This is a genomic window from Sphingobacterium rhinopitheci, from assembly GCF_022627575.1.
GTDB lineage: Bacteria > Bacteroidota > Bacteroidia > Sphingobacteriales > Sphingobacteriaceae > Sphingobacterium > Sphingobacterium rhinopitheci.
On sequence record NZ_JADEYQ010000012.1, the window covers coordinates 55,836 to 73,886 of the forward strand.

The following is an 18,051-nucleotide window of genomic DNA, read 5'->3' on the forward strand; positions in this document are numbered from 1 at the left end:
AAAACAAACTACAAATAGCAGTATTATTTGATTACAAGCAATAATTTTCATAAGTTTAAAACATGAAAACCTTAACCAACTTGTTACTGAACCTATCCCTTGGAATAGTAAGTTATCCTGCATACACCCAGAGCAGTGGTCATATCCGCTTACAGGCAGAAAACTATTATAATCCATTAACTTCTAAACAGGTATCAGCATCAGAATTAGCTAATAAATTAGGCGTTGTCATTACCGGTAACGATAACGACAAGCACAGCGTACACTATACGTTTACAGTCCCAGACTCCGGCTTATATACTATTGCATCTTTTGCTCTGACCGATGAATATGGTACTAAGCTCATGCAAGCTGCTAAAACAAAATTTGAATCCCTATTTATGGAGTTGCAGCTCAATGAAGGTAAAAAAACAAAACGGGTAGTTGCAGTTCCATGGAATATACCACAGCAAGAATTAGGGAAATTTAAGCTACAAAAAGAGAATACCCTTAAAATATGGCTTCCTAAAGGTGTAATCCTCGATTATATAGATATCGCACCATACCGTGCTCCAGCAATACCTAAAATCGCAGCAAATTACAAACCAGCCCATACTCCAGAGGGACATCCCCGCTTGTGGGTCAATAAAAATAGTATTGCTGCCGTACGCAACAACCTAGAAATAAATGAAAACAAAGTACGTTGGGATAGTGTCAAGAAGCTAGCCTTATCCCAGGCTTCATTGGTAGGTACTGAAGAAATTTCTTTCGATGAAAATTTAGAGAAAATAATTGAAGCAAAAGCCTTCTATTACCTCATGACAAAAGATGAAAAAATAGGCCTAGAAGCAGTACAATTGACTAAATCATATGTCAGCCGCGTCTCCTTTGGCAATCTGCTTGATATAACCAGAGAGATAGGACGTACGATACATATTACTGCAGAGGTATATGACTGGTGTTACGATTTAATGAATAAAGAAGATTTAGCTTTTCTCCGTAATAACCTTATGCGCCTAGCAATGGATATGGAAATCGGCTGGCCTCCATTCTTACAACCCATCGTAAATGGCCATGGTGCCGAAGCACAAATAAAAAGGGACCTCCTATCTATGGCAATTGCCATTTATGACGAAGACCCTATTCCCTATCAATATTGCGCTTATACGGTATTGGAAGAATTGGTACCTATGCGGAAATTTGAATACCAATCACCAAAACACAATCAAGGCATAAACTATGGTGCATACCGCATCAATTGGGACTTTCATGCGGCATGGCTTTATAAGAGGATGATAGGTAAGGAAATATTTGATCCTAATATTAAAAACACAGGAGACTATTGGCTATATTTCAGATTACCAGATGGGCAGATGCTGCGCGATGGTGACCATTCACTGCGTAGTACGCCAGGCACTTACGATTATTGGCAGATCAACCCTACTTCATTCTTTATGAATTATTCGTATAGCGATAATCCATATTTGAAGCATAGTTTTGAAAAAATGAACAGCACATCTGTCAATCCAGTTCTATTTTTGCTATTAAATGATCCTCAATTAAAAGCTCAGCCTCTCCCCGACAGCTATCCGCTAAGTAAGGACTTTGGGCCTATATTGGGAGGAATGGTCAATAGAACAGGTTGGGAAGACAATATAAAGAGCAACAATGTTGTCGCTGAAATAAAAGGTGGTGGCTATTACTTCAGTAATCACCAACACAATGATCCTGGCGCTATACAGATCTATCATCGTGGTTTTCAAGTAGCTGATCTCGGTCAATACAAATTCTATGGAACGCCATATGATCTTAATTTTAATAAAAGATCCGTTTCACACAGTATGATGCTAGCGATAGATTCAACAGAAAAGATTGGCGCTATACCTTCGAATGATGGAGGTACGAGGATGTTCAGAAAAATCCCAAATAGTCCTCAAGAATTAATCGACAATGTAGGACATCATAATGGTACTGTCCTCTCGGCTGCTACAGGTGATAGATTCAACTATTTTGCGGTAGATTTAAAATCAGCATATAGTGCTAAAATTGAAAATTATCAGCGCAATTACGTATTTATTAACACCAATAGAGAAGATGTCCCTGCCTTGATCATCCTACTAGACCAAATGGAAACAAGTAGACCAGATATCAAAAAATATTGGCAAGTAAATACCCTAAACAGGCCACAACTAGAGGGCAACAATCGAATTAGACTGAACAGCAGTAGAGATAGCCTATATGCGAATACCTATATAGAATTTCTATACCCAAACGCAGATGCCTTAACGACTAAAATATTAGCTCAGGAGGATGCTCATAATGTATTTGGTTATCAAGTTAGCCCTCCAGTATTGGGACAGATAGAATCAGATGGTCATCGCGTATTGGTAAGTCCGATTAAAGAAGAAGTAAAAAATCAGTTTCTATCTGTTTTTCAAATGGCAGATGCTAATCACAAACCGCTAGCGGTAAAGTATCACAAAGAAAACAGCTATGATTATATCGCAATAGATAAGTTTTTAGTATTGATGCATCAAGGATATGATTTAAATAAAAATCCTTTGAATATATCGATTGACCATAAAGATTGCCAAGATGTATATATAACAGGTCTTCATAAAGGAATGTGGCAACTGGCAACTAAAAAAGGTAAAGTCATAGAAACTATCGAAGTAAAAGCTGGTAATAATACCGCAACACTACAATTGTCTAAAGGGAAATATTTACTCACACTAATTAACTAAAATATGTACAACCTATAACCTGATAATTGTAATCAAAAGCCCATTCGTCTTGAATGGGCTTACTTATTTGGTATATACAGTAATTGATAAGTATTGATTCTTCTTTTATAGTATAGCATCAAAGCGCGATGAATAGCTGTAGCTGAAAATAGTATCTAAACAAAATCATTAAACTAAAAATAGCATCTCCCATTCCAAGGGAGATGCTATTAAAACAACATGTATTAATGACTATTAGTCAATTACAGGAACCAACTGAACAGCATTAAACACCGTATGGCTATCATTTTCTATGGTTAATTTACCCTTACCTTTAGTTCGTAAGTCTACCTCACCCACCAAGAACCAATCGTTTAGATGATCCATAAAATCTACATTTACTTTCTTACCATTCAGCGTTAATGTATAAAATGGATCTTTATAAATTTCTGAAACTACAGGCACGAAATAATAAACCTTGTATTTAGCTGGCTTTACATGATCGATATCTACAGTTAATTTTTTAGGTTTAGTGGAAACAGCCAACTCATTGGAAAAGTATATCTTATGATTTTTCTTTGTCCATTCACCTGTATTTATAGTCTTTAATGATTTTGTATCTATGATGATATCTTTAAAGCCATTTTGAATATAAGGATCCTCCTCTAATGATGCATTGATCAAGCTATAATCTACATCATGTAGACCTTTGTTCTCCTCCAAACTAATGACCGAAGCCAAACCTGCTACTTGTCCCAAAAGCATGAATACAGGCTCCATACGAATAGAACCATACGCTATATGAGAAGCAGACATGCACACGGGTACAATTAGATTACTAACTTCATGACGTTTAGGTAACAAGGAACGGTAAGAAATAGGATATGGTGAAAATCCTCCAATTTCTACATTACCTTCATTTTTAACCATTCCATCTACAATTAGCCTTTGTGTATTATGACTATCCATAGTATATGCAGCATAGGCGACACCATCATTAACCACCTCTTTACCTAAGCAGTTATGCTCAGTCATTACATAATCACCGATCATTCGTCTAGCTTCTCTCACATACAATTGAGGGGTAAAATTATGATTATCAATAAATTCATCCTTTGGGTATCCCCATTTCTTTACATATTCCTGCAATTGCTTCGGTACACGCGAATCTGTAGCATAGAAATATAACATACCCTGGGTATAGGCCAGATGATCATTAAAAATTTTCTTTCTCTCCTCCGGCGAAGCTTCCGGATAGCTATGATTTGCACCGATAAAGTCCGTAGAGAATGCCCCTCTATTATTTACATCAGTTTTTCTATTGGGCATTTTACTCCAAATAAAATAATCGTTGATCTCGCGCAAATTTGGTTGTGCTGCAAATAAACGAACCAACAACTCATATTTGGTAGAATCATAACCTACAGGTCGTGAAAAAGGAATTTGATTCTCCACACTATCTGTTAAGGTCAATCTAAAGTTATACGCTTGCATAGACTTATCTGCAGCACCATTGGGCTGCAATACTGCATTTTGAACCCCAAATACCAAACCACTTGAAGGATCATTGGCAACCTTGTACGGGCTTACATGGTCTGGAAACTGGTGGTATCCAGAAGACTCTGCTCTATACTTAGGCATGTATACACCATTGTAAGATTCCTTATATTTTTCATTCCCCTCACGCCCTACAACATAAGATACATTGGCGGCAGCCATCAAATCGCCTTCATATGATGCATCAACAAATCTTTTGGCAGCTATCGTATTGGCTTTACCTTTATCATTATTCTTAATGACTAAAGACTTAATTTCGTTATTCTCTTTATTGACATGGTCAATAGTATAATTTGTTACATAATCGATATTTGCATCTTTGATATAATGTTTGAATACATTAAGAGCTTCTTTGGGCTCAAATTGCCATGACTCTAATGAACCATATACATTACCTAGGCGACGATAAAAATCGCGTGAAATGCCCTTGATAACATGCTTATTACCAATATCTGTTTGGCCAAGACCACCCGATGATAAACCACCAATATGTTCTGTATTGGCAATCAACAAGACACTTTTGCCCTGTTTAGCAATAGTATATGCCGCCACGACACCGGCAGATGTGGCACCATATATACATACATCATATACAGGCTTTATAAACTTTGCTTCCGCAATATCTACAGGCTTGCTTGCTTTGATCTGTTTGCTATGGCTATTATAATCTACATTCTTTTTCTTTTTGCTATTTGCCGAATGTACTGCAGCAGTAGTAGCTACCGAGATAGTCTTGCTATTGGAATTGGGATCTTTTACCAAAATGATCTCCATATTTTCAAAGCCTGTAATCCGTATATCTTGCTTCTGATATCCAGGAGCTTCAGCCACTAAAGATTCAAATTCTGTCGGCAATTTAATTCTAAACTCTCCACGATCATTTGTGTAAACAAATAGGTCCGATCCCTTTACATTGATTGCAATTCCCTTTAATACGTTACCGTGTTTATCTTTAACACTCCCCTTCACCTCTCGTACTTGAAACATAAAGTTTGAGGATGTAGGTAAAGCAAAGGCTGAAGATGTACTTCCTAAAGAAGTAGATAAAAAAGTAACAACAGTAAATAATTTAATAACTCTTAGCATGAAAATAAATTAGGTTTAAAAAGTATACGTTGAATAATCAGTAAAAAAATAATCTATAGCATTTGTCGGCTACTACAACCACATCATCAATTTGTGATGGGGCTAATTCCATTTAACCATCCAATATAGCATCAACGATATTAGCGACCTCTACTGTTTAATAACTAACCATAGTGGAAATTAGAGTTTCTCCTTTATTAATCTCTAAAACACATGAGCCGTTCAAATCTGTCGTTGTGCCTTTCAAGCTTTGCTCTTTCATTTTTACAGAAACTTCCACAAGTGGTTTCCCTTTTCAATAGTTACAATACCATTTGAGGTGATTTTTTTCTGTATAATTAGGTATGAGTTGGCAAATGATTGAATTGGAATACTAGCTCCCAAAGCTAGCTAGACAGCACGTAGCTGTTAATTATATTTTTTTGGTTTAACTTTAATACATATAATATTTAGAATTCGTTTGTTATTAATAATGTGATGCAATAATTATTCATTATTAATGGTAGTTTTATCGTCCAAAAATCAAATTCGTTCACGTTACTGAAATGCTTACAATAATTTAACATCGTATTACATCTCTTCGAGTAATAATCCATTAATAACTGCTCTACCCTCTATAGCTCCCTTAACCAATTTGAAGCCTAAATCAATATTTCCTTCATCATTTGGTTTAATGTCTTCAAACACTAATTCATTGAATCTATTGTATGATGGATTTATTGACTTTAGCTGTTTTTTAGCGCCTAGGACTTCTATTTGTATTGGTGCAATTTCTTCTTGTAAAGTAGCGATGACCGTAATTTTATATTTATTTTTCGTATTCAAATTACGAAGGCCCAAGAAAGGCTGATTTTGATTTCTTTCATTAATTACCGCATTAAAATAGCTACTAGAAACCTGTGCGGGCACAGCAGATTTAAAGGATATCCTTTTCGATCCGTTGGCATTTCGAGAATCAAAGTTTTGCAATACAACAATATTTACTGCTGTAGGATTATTATTTTCATCCAATACCCCAAAACGTCCAGATCCTTTCTTTTCAAATAATAAAGAAGTCCATGAAGGAATCATCAAATCAGTACCAAAATTAATTTTGATCTTCTTAAAGGGAATATAAGCTACTTTTTGATTAGAATATTTTGTTACAGCACTTACGCTATATGGATTCTGTACCGCTAAATAAGCAGATTCTTTCGCTATATCTAAATCTACATCACTCAAAAAATTGGGACTATATTTAAGTTCTTTGATGCCCCCAAATATAGTTTCAAACCAAGTAGAAGCTGCCGTAAACCTACCGTAGGCAAGATCCAAATGGTATCCTTCCCTAGTATAGTTGTCACCTATATATGTGGTTCTACCATTTTGAATAGCTGTTCCTGTAGGAATTACTTTATATACTGGAATTAAATCAGGCACCTTTTTACTTACGTTAACAATCTGCTCATACATCAGATTTTGATCCCTATTGTAGTTTTCAAAATTCTTGGTAACGGCATTTTGTGCATAAGCCCAAGTTTGATGATATAAGTATTTTACGGTTGAAACAGGATAATTATCGTATACATAATTAAACAACTGCGGCAGAGATGCTTCTACTGTAGCCCAATCCCCAGATGTAGCACTTGCTTGTTGAAATACGATATAATCCCAATTTTCATCTTTTAGGGCTTCTAAAATACTGGTCTTGTCGGTATTAGATTTTATACCATCTATTGTAGTTTTCCGATAGCTATATATCTTTATATTCCCTAGTGCATTTTTGAGGTGAAAATCTAGAGGAGCACCACCTCTAAATAAATTACCTATCACCAAAGGCTTTCCGACAGATCTCGCCATATCATATAAATAGGATTCAACACCATCATCCGAAAAACTATTACCTATTACTAATACTTTTGTGACCCCATCGTTCAATGGATCTAAGGCTTTATACTTTGTATTAGCAATAGTGAAATCCCCGGCAGAAGACACAATATAAAAATCTTCTTTATTTACAATAGGTTTTAACCATTCTTTATCCTTCTTATTTAATCCTTGATAAGCTTCTTTCTGAATTTCTAAGCTATCACCAATAAAAACTACAGCATCTTTATGCTGTGAAAAGACCGTATTGGAAAGAAATAACAAGGCACAAGAAAAAATACTAGCGTAATAACATTTCATTGATTGTAGATAATATAATTTAATAATCAAAACACCGCATACAAAGGCCTCTTTTCAATCCGTTAACGTAACCGATAATGCGGAAAGTTTTATGTTTTAAAACATAAGCTACCTCAAATAAGCATAGCTAACTTAAACAATAAAGACCTTTTATGGTATTTCAATAGGTTTATAGCAACAATTATAAAGAATAAAACAACAACTAACAAATGTTTAGCTTTAAAATACAAATAATTCTTATTTGCATAAACTATAGGTTACTCGGAAAGTAGGTTTACCTCTCCTATTCTATTCTAACATTATAAGGCTGAGCCCTACTTAACATAATGTTTTTTATAGTGACAAAAAAAAGACTCCCTATAGAAGTCTTCATATTTTTAAATGTCTTGTGCAATAGCGTAGCCTGCTGCCCATGCCCATTGAAAATTATATCCTCCTAGCCAACCCGTAATATCCACAGCCTCACCACCAAAATATAAACCTGTATTTTTTTTAGACTCCAATGTTTTGGGGTTTAACTCCTCCGTTGAAATTCCACCACGCATGACTTCTGCTTTATCATATCCTTTGTCACCAGCAGGCTTTACTTTAAATTTGTGTATTGTTTCTACAACCAACTTGACATCAGCTTTACTAATAGAAGCAATTTTTATATCTATTGGCAAGAATTTACTAAAAGCTTCTACCATCTTCTTCGTAAAATAATCATTCAAAACCTGTCCAATAGTACGCTTACCGCCCGCATTTCGCTCCTCCTTAATCAAGTGATCCAAGTTAAATTTCGGTAACAGATCAATGGTGAAAGTTTCACCTGCTTTCCAATAAGAAGATATCTGTAATATAGCAGGACCACTTAAGCCCCAATGTGTAAATAAAATATTCTCCTCAAAAGAGATTTTATCATTAAAAACACGTGCAAAAATAGAGTTGCCAGATAAGGAAGCATACCAATCCGCATCTTTACCTGTAATAGTGAGTGGTACCAAAGCAGGTGCTGTAGGGATTACTGCCATATCAAATTGCCGTGCGATACGCAAAGCAAAATCCGATGCCCCTAATTTAGCAACAGGCAAACCGCCAGAAGCAAGGACTACTTTTGCCGTGGTCAAGTGTTGAATTTTACCATTGCGTTCTATTGCAATTATATAATTGCCATTCGCATCTTTATCTATAGATTTTACTAATGTATTAAGCCAAATATCTTGTTTAGTATCAAATAAAATCTGTGTAAATGTAGCGACGATATCCTTGGCTTTATTGGTCGAAGGAAACAGTTGGCCCAAGGTTTTCTCTTGCGGTTTAATCCCGCCAAAAGAGTCAAAAAAATCAATAGTATCCTCTACCGACCATTGTGAAAATACAGCATTCAGAAATTTCGGATTTTGAGAAACAAAATTAGCGGTTGAAGTATTGGCATTTGTATAATTACAACGTCCACCACCAGAAATTAATATTTTGCCTCCGGGCTTATCATTTCGTTCAAGAACCAGTGTTTTTTTACCCAAAAGACCGGCTTGTGCAGCACACATCAATCCACAAGCTCCTGCCCCTATTATTATTGCGTCGTAATTCACTACTATCGTTATTAAAAATTCAAAGATATCTGAAATAGATTGGTTCACAAATAGTATATCTGTATTTCTGACATTTAAATAGATATCATACAAATAACCAATGTATTAAATAAAACGGAATTTATTAAAGCAGACATATGGGTTATAAAAAAGAGCCTAGTTGTTCGCTATAACTAGGCTCTAAACTCAAAATTGAAAATCATCACCATATACCCGCGTATATAGCTTACTTAAATACCTATTATTTAACACACAATAAACGTGTTAAAAGTAGGTTAATCATTCGTAGAAACAGTCAATTTAACTTCTATGTTACCACGAGTAGCATTTGAATAAGGACATACAGCGTGTGCTTTTTCGATCAACTCTTGTGCTTCGGCTTCGCTAACTCCTGGGATATTAGCATGTAATTCTGCTGCAAGCCCAAATCCACCTTTATCATTTTGCCCGATAGATACATGAGCAGTTACACTCGTAGTTCCAGTCTTCATTTTGGCCTGTTTGATTACCAAATTCAGGGCACTATCAAAACAAGCAGCATAGCCCCCTGCAAATAGCATCTCTGGATTCAAGTAATCATCGTTAGCACCACCCAAACCTTTAGGCATTTTAACTTCAATATCTAGGATTCCATTTTCCGAAGTAACCTTACCGTTTCTTCCTCCTGTAGCCGTTGCGGCTGTAGTATACAATGCTTTCATATATTTATTGAATTAAAGATTTTATGTATTGTTTGAATTAAAAATTCTTGTTCTTGTTTTGATAAATCTATTTTTTCCATCAATTGGCTTGGAATACAAGAAGCCTTTTCTTGCAACGCTATCCCCTTCTCCGTCAACGCTATTTGAACCACACGTTCATCATCAACGCTACGTTTTCTGACCACTATATCTTTGTTCTCTAATCTTTTTAATAATGGCGTCAATGTACCACTATCTAATTTTAACAGCGCACCAATTTCACTGACATTTAATCGCTTGTGCTCCCATAGGACCATCAACACCAAATACTGAGGATAGGTAATATCCAAATCCATTAATAAAGGTCTATACATATTTATAATTTCCTTCGATAGACTATAAATCGGGAAACATAACTGATTAGACAACTTTAATGATTCATTCATTGCTTCAATTTTATGAATACAAATCTAGCTATTATTTTATATTGCGCACAATTTAATTACTTACAATCTATAATAAAAACAATTAGATGACGTATAGATAACAAATGAGCTATCTATATAGTTTTAAAAGATTCATCAAATGCTATAACTAACTATAATAGTCCAGCATCAAACTAAGATTTCAATGCATACAACCAGGCTATTGATCAACAATAAAAAAGGTAATCTGGGATTTAAAATAATACACAAGTAGACAAAATTTAACTTACTTGTACATAGAGAAGGTATAGGAAAAGGAACCTATTCCAAGTAATAATTAATGGGTATAACCACTTGGAATAGGGACTAAAATTTAGGACAGCAATTGTCCTTCTGTTACAACTGTTCTTTGCTCTTTCCAAGATTGATCACCCAATTCTAATATACGGATAACATCTCGCGCTTGCTCAGGCTTGATAAACAATTCTTCTGTACCATTAAGTGTCGCCACTATATTCTTATAGAAATCTTGGCCCGTACCGACTTCAGATGTAACGTACTCATGGACGTCTTGCCCATCTATAAGCAATGACAATGACCCCTGTATATCTGCCGGCTCCACACCCCAATTGGGATCTTCCTCCGGTCGGACACCCGCGCGCAAAAGATTCTCTTGAACATCAACACCTTTCTTTACAAAGGAGCCATTCATACCATATATAGCAAAACGTGGCGTTGCCTCTTTGGCTAACATCTGCCCTTTCAATGTCACCTTCAATCGAGGATAAGAAAGAATATATTCAAAATCATCAATTGCTTTAGCACCATCACGTTGTACACGCAGATCAGCAAATACAGCATCTGGATGACCAAATAACTGTAGTGCTTGGTCTATCAAATGTGCTCCCAAATCATAATGGATACCTGATCCTGGCAAATTCTCTTCGCGCCAAGCACCAACACGCAAGAAATTACGGAAACGATCAAATCGTGCCTCATAGCTTACTACACGTCCTAATCTTCCCTCCTCCAACAAACGCTTGACGGTTTTATAATCCGAATGAAAACGCGCATTGTGATGTACAGATAATAGTAAATCTTTCTCTTTGGCTAACGCTATCAGCGCATCGGCTTCAGCAGAAGTATTGGTAAATGGCTTCTCTACTATCACATGCTTGCCAGCTTCTAATGCTTGCTTTGTTAGGCTATAATGTACATCATTGGAGGTCGCTACAACAACGATATCCACCTCAGGATCATTGATGATATCATCCGCGGACAAAACACCTATGGCATCTGGATAACGTGCAGCCAGCATCGTTTTTTGCTCCTCTTTACGTGCTGTAACTTTATATAATTGCAAATCGGGATTGCTCGCAATAAATGGGGCATGAAAAACATGACCTCCAATAGAGAATCCGATTAGCCCTACTTTGTATTTTCTTTTCATATTTTATAAAGATATCATTTATAATAAACTATTGATAATTGACATAAATAAAATATTTTTCATTCGTAAAATATAATATTTACATTAGTGTATACAAACCAAAATTATAACCTAACATTATGAATATCAACACAGAAAGAGATCTAACTCTTGATGTTGCTAAGGGGATAAGTATTATACTTATGACAATAGGACATCTGGAATTAATGAAAAATTATCCTTTGATACTATCAATTAATAGAGAGTATTTTTATTTTTTCAAAATGCCGTTATTTATATTTATAACCGGCTTACTTTTTACAAAAAATTCTACTTTAAATAATTTTATAATCAACAAGTTTGATAGTTTAATAAAACCAATAATAACGCTATTTATCTTAGTTTTCTGCTGCAACTTCTTCACACTAATACAATACGATTCCTTAACTATTAAAGAGGCCTTTATCCAAAGTCGGCGTTTCATACTATATGAAAGTATGTTTCCATTATGGTTTCCTTTTATACTATTCATGTCTTTAATATTATTTAAAAGTCTACACACCATCAATGAGAAATATGCTAAAATTTACTTTTTTTCTCTAGCCTTATTATTGCTGTTTTTACTGTCTATAATTAATAGAGCAAATATCGAAATATATATATTTAAATTTCATGCTATACTATATTTCTTTTTGATCCTGCTGATAGGCTATATTACAAAGAAGGAAAACTACACTCCCATTATTTTCAGCAAGTACATCCTTCTATTATCACTTATTGTATTTGGTATTTCAATATTTTTTAAGCGTATATTACTGGTAGAGCTCGATCTTTTTGAAAATAAATTTGGATCATTTATTCCAACTTTTATTATTATGATTTCAGGAATCATAATAATACTAAATATGGCTAAACTAATCTCTAAAAATAAAATACTTGCCATCCTATTTGTGTACTGTTCCTATAGTAGTTTTTTTATTTTAGCATTTCACATACTAATAGGAAATTACCTACTATATCCAATCGCTATAAAATATTTTGGAGTCAACCTATATGTAGATATAGCGATTTTTATATTGACTTTAGTTATTTGTTGCTTACTGTATAAATTAACATTTAAAATAAAAAAAGTTGCATATTTTATTCTACCAATGAAAAGCCTAAAAAACAAAACTAAAATTGATACTGTAGTATCTTTAGAAGCAACCAATACAGCTATTCACACTCCAGATACAATCCATTTAAAAAACTAAAGTACACTACATAAGTGTCAAATAAAGAAGGGTCATATGATTTAACTCATATGACCCTTGCGTATACGTATTTTGTATGCAATTACATTCTTTCGGGCACCTGTATACCTAGCAAACGCATAGATTCAGCGATTACCCTAGATGCTGCTAATGACAAGTGTAAACGGAATGTTTTTACATCCTCATCTTCAGCTTTCAAAATTGTTTCCTCATGATAAAATTTATTGTACAATTTGGCGATTTCATATACATAGTTTGCCAATTGTGCGGGGCTAAAGTCCTTCGCTGATGCCTCTATTACATTAGGAAACTCTCCAAGACTTTGGATCAAGTCACGTTCATATGATGATATTGTAGCAGGAATAGCAATAGCCTTTGTACCATCAAATTCTATTTTACGCAATACCGATTTGATACGTGCATAGGTATATTGAATAAATGGTCCTGTATGTCCCTGAAAGTCTACCGACTCATTAGGGTCAAATAATAGACGTTTCTTAGGGTCTACTTTCAATAAGAAATATTTCAAAGCACCCATACCGATAGCATTGTATAATGCTTTTTTCTCGTCTGCATCAAAACCCTCTGTCTTACCCAATTCTTCGGTACGCGCAGCAGCTGTTTCAACCATCTCGGCCATCAAGTCATCCGCATCGACAACAGTACCTTCACGTGACTTCATTTTGCCGGAAGGAAGATCCACCATACCATACGACAAGTGGAACATACCACTAGCCCATGATTTGCCCAATTTCTTAAGAATAGCGAATAATACTTTGAAGTGATAATCTTGCTCGTTACCTACGACATAGATAGACTCGTCCATTCCAAACTCATCGTACTTCAACTGTGCTGTGCCTAGATCTTGTGTAATATATACAGAAGTACCATCACCACGCAATACCAATTTCTGATCTAATCCTTCATCTGTCAAATCTATCCATACCGAATTATCTTCTTTTTTGAAGAAAACACCAGCATTCAAACCTTCTTGAATGATATCCTTACCCAATAAGTAGGTATTAGACTCGTAGTAGTACTTGTCAAAGTCAACACCCAATTGTTTGTACGTTTTTGCAAAACCATCATACACCCAACCGTTCATTGTCTTCCATAGTGAAATCACAGCATCATCACCTGCCTCCCATTGGCGCAACATCTCTTGTGTTTCTTTCATCAATGGTGCATTTTTCTTCGCGTCATCTTCGGATTGACCTTCTGCTTTTAGGGCTTCGATTTCCTTTTTGTATTCTTTGTCAAAGACAACGTAATACTTACCTACCAAATGGTCCCCTTTCAGGCCCGACGATTCGGGCGTTTCACCATCACCAAATTTTTGCCAAGCCAGCATAGATTTACAGATATGTATACCACGATCATTTACCAAGTTAGCTTTGATAATATCATAACCGTAAGCTTTCAAAATCTCCGCTACTGAATAGCCTAATAGATTGTTACGAATATGTCCCAAGTGCAATGGTTTATTGGTATTGGGTGAAGAATACTCAACCATCAATTTCTTGCCATTTTTAGGGAACTGTCCATATCCATCCTGGATAATTGTCTCATTCAATAAAGTAATCCAATACGAATCTGACAACGAAATATTCAAAAATCCTTTAATAACATTGAAAGCAGACATTTCTGCAACATGCTGTTGAAGATATTCTCCTATTTCTGTTCCTGTCACTTCAGGGGATTTTTTTGAAAATCGCGTTACCGGAAAAGTAACGATTGTAATTTGTCCCTCAAACTCCTTACGAGTCTCTTGTAAAGAGATTTGTCCTACTGGAATATCAGCTCCGTAAAGTACTTTTACGGCTGCTACCGTTTGTTCAACGAGCGTTTGTTGTATCGAATTAGCCATGTAAATATTATGTAATATTTATATCTCCCTGAAAATGAATAACAAAAATAACACCATAAGTGTTTAGGTATTCATTCTGAAAGCATATCTTTGCCAAAAATAATAAAAAATGCAGAGCTATCAGGAATTTCTTGACTTAAGTGTTGGTTTTCCACAAGACGGATTCGAAATCATCGATGACGAATTGTACTTCCACGACCTGAATTTGATGGAAATGATAGAGACGTATGGCACGCCATTGCGTTTTACCTACCTTCCCATTGTCAGTAAAAAAATACAACAAGCGAAAATCTTGTTCCAAACCGCTATATTAAAACATAATTATAGAGGATCGTATAAATATTGTTATTGTACTAAATCATCGCACTTCAAACACATCGTTGAAGAAGCTTTGAAAAATGACATCCACTTAGAGACATCATCCGCATTTGATATGCCGATGATCGATTCATTGGAAAGACAAGGTACGGTAACAAAAGATATCACTGTGATATGTAATGGTTTCAAGACCTACCAATACAAGCAGTATATCATCGATATGATCCATGATGGTTATAAAAATATAATCCCGGTATTAGACAACAAAGAAGAGTTCAATCTATATGATGATGAGATTGAATTGGAAGAGCCTTGTGCTTTAGGTATACGCCTTGCTTCGGAAGAGCAGCCAGACTCTCAATTCTATACATCACGTTTAGGGATTCGTCAAGAAGATGTTATCGATTTCTACAATCACAAGATTGCAGATAATCCAAACTTTAAAGTTAAACTATTACATTTCTTTATCAATTCAGGAATTTCGGATACGCCGTACTACTGGAATGAATTGGAAAAATATGTTACACTTTATTGTAAATTCAAAAAAATAAACCCCGATTTAGACACCTTAGATATCGGCGGTGGTATGCCATTTAAGGATTCATTGGTTCATGATTTTGATTATGAATATATGGTCAATGAAATTGTAAATCGCATCAAACAAATCTGTGCGCACCACGAGGTATTAGAACCAGATATCATCACTGAATTTGGTAAATATACCGTAGCTGAGGCTTCAGGTATCTTGTACAAAGTATTGGGACGTAAGCAACAAAATGACCGTGAGAAATGGTTTATGATTGATGGTTCATTTATCACTAATTTACCTGATGTATGGGCATTGAATCAAAAATACATCCTTCTACCGATCAACAATTGGGATTCAGAGTATGAGCGTGTCAACCTAGGTGGTATCACATGTGATGGTCAAGATTATTACAATCAAGAAGCACATATGAACTCGGTATTTATGCCTAAAACACGTAAAGTACAGTATTTGGGATTCTTCCATACCGGAGCATACCAAGATGTATTGTCAGGATATGGTGGTATTCACCACTGTCTACTGCCTTCACCAAAACACGTACTCGTACGTCGCAATAGAGATGAAACATTCAATTACGAGGTATTTGGGGAGGAGCAAAACTCCAAACAAGTAATGAAACTTTTGGGTTACCAATAATACCAAAAATATTAAACCAAAAAAGGAGCTTGAGAAAGCTCCTTTTTTGGTTTAATACATCCATTCCCTTTCCCTTCCCTATCGAAATATATTAGCGGCTATTATCCCCATATTAGCGTGTATTTAACGTCCATTTAAGGACAAAAACATTCCAAATACATGCTTTTATCTTTATAAATAAAAATTCATCGTTATTTATATACCTCATTAAAAAGAGGTGAAGTAGCTAAACTACCATGATCTAAAAATGAAACCAAATAATATTGGTACAAATATTGTAATATAGTAAAAATATTTAACCCTCAATTATAATATTATTTATGAGAACAAAATTTATTTACCTCACATTAGCAGGAATTGCAATATGCGGCACTGCATCTGCTCAAGTAGATGGACAGACAGCTACTCATGGTATTGACGTAACAATCCCCTTGGTTTCTATAATAGATATTGAAGCGACGTCTGGAGCAAATATATCCTTTTCTTTCACCGCTCCAAACGAAGCTGGAGAAGCAATTGTAGCACCAACAGCGAACAATTCTTTATGGCTAAATTATAGCACAATAGTTGCCGAGAATAAAACAAAACAAATATCAGTGAAATTAAGTAATTTAATCGATGGTGCTACTATAGGATTAGTCGCCGGACCTGATGCTGGTGAAGGGGGAGGTATTGTAGGAGGACCAACTACTATTGCTGATGGGTTAACTACAGCCGACAAACCCCTAATTACTGCCATAGGCAGTGCGTACACGGGCACAGGAACCGAAAAGGGGCACCAATTAACCTATACATTGACCCCTACTAATAGTTCATATGGTGCAATTATTGGTGCTGCTGCTAAATCAACGACGGTAACCTATACAATTTCTGACGAACTATAAATTTATTAGAATTTGCATATAAATATGCCTCATGACTGTACAAAAGTATTTGTATGCAAATTCTATTAAAAAAAAAGTTAATATAACCAACCTAATTATCTATGATCAAAAATATAATTCTATTATTACTAATAATAGGCAATTTTTATAATACAAAAGCCAATATTATAATTGTAAATGGTTTAACCCATCAATTTAAAACTGAAAAAGGACAAATTTATACTGGTAAAATTGAAGTACAAAATATTGGTAAAACCACAAAAAGCATAAAGCTCTATTTACAAGACATGAGTTATAATTCAGAAGGTGAAATATATTACACAGCGCCTGGCTCCAATAAATTAACGAATACAGATTGGTTAAAATTTAACACAAATCATATAGAACTACAACCAGGTCAAAAATCAGAATTCAGTTTCGAATTTACAGTACCTAATCATATCACAGATAAAGGTACCTATTGGAGTACATGTATGATCGAGCCCGTAGAAGAGATTCCACCGAATAACTCGACCAATGGTTTACAGATCAATTCTGTCGTAAGATATGCTATTCAGCTAATAACAGATTACTCCACGCAATCATTAAGCCCGGTAATAAAGTTTAAAACTATTAATGTAGATAATTCTAATCCTCAAAAATACCTAAAAATAGCCCTTGCTAATGATGGCAAAATATTTTGTAGAGCGAATATTTCTATCGATATATTTGATAAAAAAGATGGTATAAAAATGGAAGGAAATTTCATGAGTCAAACATTAGGCTTGCTACCAAATACATCCAAAACATTTCCAATAGACATATCAGGATTAAAAAGTGGCACGTATAAATTGGTAGCATTTGCGAAAGATGAGCTAGATAATATTTTCGCTATAGAATTTGAGCTAGATGTATAAAAATGAGGATTTGGGGGGCAATAATTTACAT

General features: G+C 35.0%; 12 protein-coding genes. 5 read left to right on the plus strand and 7 right to left on the minus strand.

What is annotated here, in order from left to right; translation table 11 throughout:
• The first annotated feature begins 62 nt into the window (after nucleotides 1–62).
• Nucleotides 63–2,723, plus strand: a complete 2,661-nt coding sequence (locus IP023_RS11490; RefSeq protein ID WP_241790507.1) for a carbohydrate-binding protein — start codon at nucleotides 63–65, stop codon at nucleotides 2,721–2,723.
• 234 nt (nucleotides 2,724–2,957) lie between these two features.
• Here IP023_RS11490 and IP023_RS11495 read toward each other — a convergent pair whose 3' ends face one another.
• The 6 genes from IP023_RS11495 to IP023_RS11520 all read right to left on the minus strand — a co-directional run bounded on the left by IP023_RS11495 (nucleotide 2,958) and on the right by IP023_RS11520 (nucleotide 11,640).
• Nucleotides 2,958–5,345: an FAD-dependent oxidoreductase gene (locus IP023_RS11495; protein WP_241790508.1), complete on the minus strand. Its 2,388-nt coding sequence runs from the start codon at nucleotides 5,343–5,345 to the stop codon at nucleotides 2,958–2,960.
• A gap of 570 nt (nucleotides 5,346–5,915) precedes the next feature.
• Complete coding sequence (locus IP023_RS11500) at nucleotides 5,916–7,511, minus strand: DUF4886 domain-containing protein (protein ID WP_241790509.1); 1,596 nt, start codon at nucleotides 7,509–7,511, stop codon at nucleotides 5,916–5,918.
• Nucleotides 7,512–7,888: 377 nt separating this feature from the next.
• Nucleotides 7,889–9,085 (minus strand): BaiN/RdsA family NAD(P)/FAD-dependent oxidoreductase, encoded by a 1,197-nt coding sequence (locus tag IP023_RS11505; RefSeq protein ID WP_241790510.1) that lies wholly within the window; start codon nucleotides 9,083–9,085, stop codon nucleotides 7,889–7,891.
• Nucleotides 9,086–9,360: 275 nt separating this feature from the next.
• A complete protein-coding gene (locus IP023_RS11510; protein WP_241790511.1) occupies nucleotides 9,361–9,786 on the minus strand; it encodes an organic hydroperoxide resistance protein in 426 nt (141 codons plus the stop codon).
• On the minus strand, nucleotides 9,783–10,211 hold the full coding sequence (locus tag IP023_RS11515) for a MarR family winged helix-turn-helix transcriptional regulator (RefSeq protein ID WP_241790512.1): 429 nt from the start codon (nucleotides 10,209–10,211) through the stop codon (nucleotides 9,783–9,785). Before IP023_RS11515 ends, IP023_RS11510 begins: the two co-directional genes overlap by 4 nt.
• 352 nt (nucleotides 10,212–10,563) lie before the next feature.
• Nucleotides 10,564–11,640: a Gfo/Idh/MocA family oxidoreductase gene (locus IP023_RS11520; RefSeq protein ID WP_241790513.1), complete on the minus strand. Its 1,077-nt coding sequence runs from the start codon at nucleotides 11,638–11,640 to the stop codon at nucleotides 10,564–10,566.
• 119 nt (nucleotides 11,641–11,759) lie between these two features.
• On the opposite strand from IP023_RS11520, the gene IP023_RS11525 reads away from it, so the two are divergent.
• Entirely contained in the window at nucleotides 11,760–12,872 is a 1,113-nt protein-coding gene (locus IP023_RS11525) for an acyltransferase family protein (RefSeq protein ID WP_241790514.1), read from the plus strand.
• Between the two features lie 82 nt (nucleotides 12,873–12,954).
• Here IP023_RS11525 and argS read toward each other — a convergent pair whose 3' ends face one another.
• Complete coding sequence (argS, locus tag IP023_RS11530) at nucleotides 12,955–14,739, minus strand: arginine--tRNA ligase (RefSeq protein WP_241790515.1); 1,785 nt, start codon at nucleotides 14,737–14,739, stop codon at nucleotides 12,955–12,957.
• Nucleotides 14,740–14,848: 109 nt separating this feature from the next.
• On the opposite strand from argS, the gene IP023_RS11535 reads away from it, so the two are divergent.
• The 3 genes from IP023_RS11535 (at nucleotide 14,849) to IP023_RS11545 (ending at nucleotide 18,020) form a co-directional block, all read left to right on the plus strand.
• Complete coding sequence (locus IP023_RS11535) at nucleotides 14,849–16,240, plus strand: type III PLP-dependent enzyme domain-containing protein (RefSeq protein WP_241790516.1); 1,392 nt, start codon at nucleotides 14,849–14,851, stop codon at nucleotides 16,238–16,240.
• Between the two features lie 320 nt (nucleotides 16,241–16,560).
• Complete coding sequence (locus IP023_RS11540) at nucleotides 16,561–17,124, plus strand: hypothetical protein (protein ID WP_241790517.1); 564 nt, start codon at nucleotides 16,561–16,563, stop codon at nucleotides 17,122–17,124.
• Between the two features lie 101 nt (nucleotides 17,125–17,225).
• Entirely contained in the window at nucleotides 17,226–18,020 is a 795-nt protein-coding gene (locus IP023_RS11545) for a WxL protein host-binding domain-containing protein (protein ID WP_241790518.1), read from the plus strand.
• The last annotated feature ends 31 nt before the right edge of the window (nucleotides 18,021–18,051 follow it).

Excerpts from the sequence above, each read along its gene's own strand:
- IP023_RS11525 (WP_241790514.1), top strand. The coding sequence starts at position 11,760 with ATGAATATCAACACAGAAAGAGATCTAACTCTTGATGTTGCTAAGGGG.
- IP023_RS11510 (WP_241790511.1), bottom strand. The coding sequence starts at position 9,786 with ATGAAAGCATTGTATACTACAGCCGCAACGGCTACAGGAGGAAGAAAC.
- IP023_RS11545 (WP_241790518.1), top strand. The coding sequence starts at position 17,226 with ATGATCAAAAATATAATTCTATTATTACTAATAATAGGCAATTTTTAT.
- IP023_RS11540 (WP_241790517.1), top strand. The coding sequence starts at position 16,561 with ATGAGAACAAAATTTATTTACCTCACATTAGCAGGAATTGCAATATGC.
- IP023_RS11490 (WP_241790507.1), top strand. The coding sequence starts at position 63 with ATGAAAACCTTAACCAACTTGTTACTGAACCTATCCCTTGGAATAGTA.
- argS (WP_241790515.1), bottom strand. The coding sequence starts at position 14,739 with ATGGCTAATTCGATACAACAAACGCTCGTTGAACAAACGGTAGCAGCC.
- IP023_RS11515 (WP_241790512.1), bottom strand. The coding sequence starts at position 10,211 with ATGAATGAATCATTAAAGTTGTCTAATCAGTTATGTTTCCCGATTTAT.
- IP023_RS11495 (WP_241790508.1), bottom strand. The coding sequence starts at position 5,345 with ATGCTAAGAGTTATTAAATTATTTACTGTTGTTACTTTTTTATCTACT.
- IP023_RS11500 (WP_241790509.1), bottom strand. The coding sequence starts at position 7,511 with ATGAAATGTTATTACGCTAGTATTTTTTCTTGTGCCTTGTTATTTCTT.
- IP023_RS11520 (WP_241790513.1), bottom strand. The coding sequence starts at position 11,640 with ATGAAAAGAAAATACAAAGTAGGGCTAATCGGATTCTCTATTGGAGGT.
- IP023_RS11535 (WP_241790516.1), top strand. The coding sequence starts at position 14,849 with ATGCAGAGCTATCAGGAATTTCTTGACTTAAGTGTTGGTTTTCCACAA.